The organism is Streptomyces sp. W16 (assembly GCF_033194735.1).
Classification (GTDB): domain Bacteria; phylum Actinomycetota; class Actinomycetes; order Streptomycetales; family Streptomycetaceae; genus Streptomyces.
The window spans coordinates 1-4,924 of record NZ_JAWOAI010000637.1 but is presented as its reverse complement, the minus strand read 5'-3'; the positions used below and the strand labels follow the sequence as shown (position 1 = coordinate 4,924).

At 68.1% G+C, this 4,924-nt stretch carries 1 protein-coding gene and 1 pseudogene; both read left to right on the top strand.

The genetic code is table 11. The features are described 5' to 3' along the window. Nucleotides 1-690: pseudogene (locus R6V09_RS45870) on the top strand (MFS transporter); the annotation flags it as partial. Nucleotides 691-1,316: 626 nt separating this feature from the next. Then, complete coding sequence (locus R6V09_RS45865; RefSeq protein ID WP_317887410.1) at nt 1,317-4,649, top strand: lectin; 3,333 nt, start codon at nt 1,317-1,319, stop codon at nt 4,647-4,649. The last annotated feature ends 275 nt before the right edge of the window (nt 4,650-4,924 follow it).

Here is a 4,924-nt window from a genome sequence, read left to right as displayed (position 1 = left end):
CTCGCACTCGCGGCCGGGGCGGCCACGGCGGCAGGCGGCGTCCTGCTGCTGCCGTTCACCGCGCCGTCCCACGGCGGCGACAGGACAGCGATCCTCAAGCCGGGAGCGACCCTCGCCCTGATAGCCCGCACAGGCCGGCTACGGCGCACCGTCTGCCTGACGATGGTCGTCGCCCTGAGCGTCGCCGCGCTGCCGATCACAGCGGTCCACCTGACGAAGACTCTCGGCACCGCGCCGGCCACCGCGGCACTGCTGATCGCCGCCTACGGCCTCGGCAATCTCAGCGGGTCCATAGCCGTGCTGGCCTTCCCTCTCACCGGCGCCCCGGACCGGCTGATGCGCCGCCTCGCCCTGGGCGTGGCCGCCGGCCTCCTCACCGTGACCGTGAGCCCTGCCTTCGCGGTGTCCGTCGCGGCCTACGCCCTCACCGGGATCCTCAACTCCTTCTTCTTCGCCTCCACCCTCGCGGCCCGCACGGAGTACGCGCCGAGTGGAGCGCGCGGCCAGGTCTTCATCTGGGTCGCGGCCCTGAAGATCACGTCCGGATCCGCCGGCACGGCACTGGCCGGTTCCCTGACGGGCGTGACCGTCAGACTGCCTCTGGTCATCGGCCTCCTGGCCGTCTCCGCTGCCGTCGTTGCCGCGACCGTCGAGACGCGCTTCGCGAGAGCCGACGAGAAGCACCCGTGACCCCGTGCCGGGCGAATTGTCTTAGGGACGGTGCGTTGTGACCGGATATCGCCGAACCGCCTTCGCGGAACGGCCTGCTGGAATTTCGCGAAGGTCGTTCGGCGAGGGATGCTGCGATCCACGATCCATACCGGAACAAGGGAATGGGCGTCTCATGGCGTCACGATGACCCGGTACTGGGAGATTTTTGCCGGAACCATTGCTGCGCCTACCGGTTGTACAACTACTTCGAGTGGTAGCCCGTCGGCTCGATGGATTTGCGGCGAAGTTTGCGCACAAGTGCAAGCCAGGTCGGGCTGTTCCGGAACCCTGGCATCCCCCTGGAGCGCCGTCGCCGCACACACCTCTCGGTGAACTTCGCGTTCAGAAAGTCCCGTTGGCCTCGTTGACATGCCATCAGCACACACGTTTCACTCGACACTCGTGCATGGCAACGTTGTCAGGCCGTCGGGGGCGACCGGAACTGTTGCCTGTCGCCGACGTTCCGAGGCTTTCGGCGCGTCGGCACCTTTTGTGCCAGGCACGAATTGCTGCGGAGGCAACCGATGGTGAGACCCCGACATTCAATTGCGCCACGTGACCGCAAGAGATCCCGCCGGCATTTGGCCCTGTTCTGCGTTCTGGGCATGGCCGTCCTACCGCTGCCGGCAGTGGGCAACGCCTATGCCGCGAGCGGCGCGACGCCGGCCTTGGTGACGGACCCCGCGTCCCTCGTCAACCCCCTCATCGGCACCTCCGGTGCGGTGGACACCTTCCCCGGCCCCGACATGCCTGCCGGCATGGTCCAGTGGGGTCCCGACACGACGCCCGACCGCCCCGACGGCGGCGGCTACGAGTACAACGACAACAAGATCTCCGGCTTCAGCCTCACCCACATCTCGGGCCCGGGCTGCCCCGTTGCGGGCGACCTGCCCATCCTGCCGGTGACCGGCGCGCTGTCGGGCGACCTCGGCAACGCGTCCGCCGGCTTCAGCCACACCGACGAGCAGGCGAGGCTCGGCTCCTACAAGGTCACCGACGCGAACGGCGTCAAGACCGAGTTGACCGACACCACCCGTGCAGGCCTGGGACGCTTCACCTTCCCCGCGGGGCAGCAGGCGAACCTGCTGTTCAAGCTCAGCGGCGGTGCCACACAGATCGACGGAACCCGCGTCCAGGTCGTGAACGACCAGGAGATCAGCGGCGCGATCGACAGCGGTCACTTCTGCGGCGCCGCCAACAGGTACACGCTGCACTTCGACATCAAGTTCGACCGGCCGTTCGCCGCGAGCGGCACCTGGGTCGGCGGCACCATCACCCCCGACGCGACCTCGCTGAAGGCCGGCAAGGTCCAACTGGCCCCGCAGAAGGCGAAGTCGGCGCCGCTGAAGGAGAAGCACTTCACCGTCCCGGCGAAGCCGTCCCCGACGATCCACGCGAGCGGCAACAACCACTCCGGTACGCCGTCCCCGGCGGCGAGCGCCGGTGCCGTACCCCGCTCGACCGCAGCGGCCAAGGCCGCCCAGCCGCCCACCACCGGCGCGAACGGCATGTACCTGACCTTCGACACCGCCTCGAATCCCACGGTGAACGCGAAGGTCGGCATCTCCTACACGAGCGACGCCGGAGCGGCGAACAACCTGTCCACCGAGATCAAGAAGTGGGATGTCGCCGCCGTCGAGCAGGCCAACCACGACGCCTGGAACACGGTGCTGACCAAGCTTCAGATCGGCGGCGGCACCGCGGACAAGCAGACGCAGTTCTACACCGCGCTCTACCACGCGCTGCTGCACCCGAACGTCTTCTCCGACGACAACGGCCAGTACATGGGCATGGACAACCAGATCCACACGCTGGCCAAGGGGCAGAAGGCCCAGTACGCCAACTACTCGGGCTGGGACACCTACCGCTCCCAGACTCAACTCATGGCGATGGTCGAGCCCAAGGTCGCCGGTGACGTCGTCACCTCGATGCTCAACGGGTACGACCAGACAGGCCTGTTGCCCAAATGGGCCTCGAACAACGGCGAGAGCTATGTGATGGTCGGCGACCCGGCAGCCGGAATCATCGCCGACGCATACGCCTTCGGCGCCACCAACTTCGACACCGACAAGGCCCTTGCAGCCCTCCAGCACGAGGCCACCGTCCCGAACAACGACCGCCCCGGTGAGTCCGTACGGAACGCGAAGGGCTACCTCCCGCTCGACGAGAACGACTACAACTGCTGCAACTTCTACGGCCCCGTCTCCACCCAACTGGAGTACGACTCCGCCGACTACGCGATCGCGGCCTTCGCGAAGTCGCTCGGAAAGACCGCCGTCTACGAGAAGTTCGCCACCCGCGCCCAGGACTGGATGAACGTCTTCAATCCGCAGACCGGCTACATGCAGGCCAAGAACAAGGACGGCCAGTTCGTCGGCGGTTTCACCCCGGGCACCTCGAACGGTTTCGTGGAGGGCACCTCCGCCCAGTACACGCCGATGGTCCCCTTCAACCTGCGCCAGCTCATCCAGGCGCGCGGCGGCGACACGGCGTACTCCTCCTACCTGGACAGCCTGCTCGACAACATCACGCAGCCGGGCAACACCGACGCCGACCTGAGCAACGAGCCCAGTGTGGAGATCCCCTGGGAGTACGACTACACGGGCCAGCCGTGGAAGACCCAGGCTGCCGTCCGCGAGGCCCAGAAGGACCTGTACTTCAACGCGCCGGTCGGCTCGTTCGGCAACGACGACCTCGGCGCGATGAGCTCCTGGTACGTCTGGTCCGAGCTCGGCATGTACCCGGAGACCCCGGGCGCGGACACCCTGGCGCTCGGCAGCCCGGCGTTCCCGGAGGCCAAGGTGACCTTCGGCAACGGCAAGACCGTGGGGATCAACGCCCCGCAGGCCGCGCCCGACGCGCCGTACGTGCAGGCGCTCGCGGTCAAGGGCAAGGCGTGGAACACCTCCTGGCTGAGCTATCAGCAGTTCCAGGGCGCGGGCACGCTCGACTTCACGCTCGGCACCGCGCCGAACAAGTCCTGGGCGTCCGACCCCTCGTCGGCGCCGCCGTCGGACACCACGGGCGGAGGACGGGTGCTGGCCGCGACCGGCCCCTCCAGCGACGGCCTTGTGCTTCAGCCGGGCGCATCCGGTGACGGCACACTCGACCTGACCAACCTCGGCAGCACGGCCGTCACGGTCGACTGGAAGGCGACGGCGCCCTCCGGCGTCACGCTGGACACGTCGTCCGGTTCGCTGACGGTGCCCGCCACGGGCAGCGCCGAGGCCAAGGTCAAGGTGATGGCGGGCGCGGGCGAAGGAACCTACCCGGTCGCCTTCGCGCTGACCGACCACAGCACCGGTGCGGCCCTGAGCGGGGCGACCCTCCGCGTGGCCGTGGCCAAGGCCGGTGCGCTGTGGCCGTACGACACCAACGAGGGCATCTACCCCGACGGCACCTCCTTCTCGGGCGGATTCGACAACGGTGGCTGGGCCTTCTCGCAGAACGCCCTGTCGGCGACCGGCGTTACGAGCGGTTCCACCGTCACCGCCGACGGCATCTCCTACACCTGGCCGACGGTGACGTCCGGGCAGTTGGACAACCTGGAGATGGCAGGCCAGACCATCCCGATGCCGACCGGTACGTCAGGCGCGTCACTGGGCCTCCTGGGCACGGCGACCAACGCGCCGACAGACGGCAGCGGGGTCTCGGGCACGGTCACCGTCACCTACACGGACGGCACCTCCTCGAAGGCAACCGTCGGCTTCTCGGACTGGACACTCAACGGCGGCGGCAGCCAGCCCCTCGCGGGGGACACGACCGCCGTCACGACTCCCTACCGGAACACCGGGAGCGGAGGCCGCGACAACGTCAAGGCCTATGTCTTCGCCACGAAGGTCCCGCTGGACGCGTCCAAGCAGGTCGCGTCGATCACGCTGCCGGTGACAGGCTCGTCGGGCGCCGACCACCTGTTCGCGTACGGCTTCGGCCAGTAAGGGAGTTGAGGCACTGGCGGTCCTGATGACGCCGGGTCGGTTCTCGGACGCGAGTCCGGGAACCGGCCCCTCAATTGTCTTCTCCCGCCCCATTGTGGTGCGCCCTGCGCACCCTTACTGTTCGACTTTGCCTGAGTCTGTTTGATGCTGTTCGCCCAGTCGGTCTGGAGGCCGCCGTGCGGGGTAGTCGGAACGGTTCAGAGGGTGCGAGACCCGGTCGACGTAGGTGGTGGAGGGCGGCCCTCGCGGCGACCGCGACCATCGCCCTGGCGGCG

Coding starts and splice junctions, on each gene's coding strand:
- R6V09_RS45865 (WP_317887410.1), top strand. CDS start 1,317: ATGGCCGTCCTACCGCTGCCGGCAGTGGGCAACGCCTATGCCGCGAGC.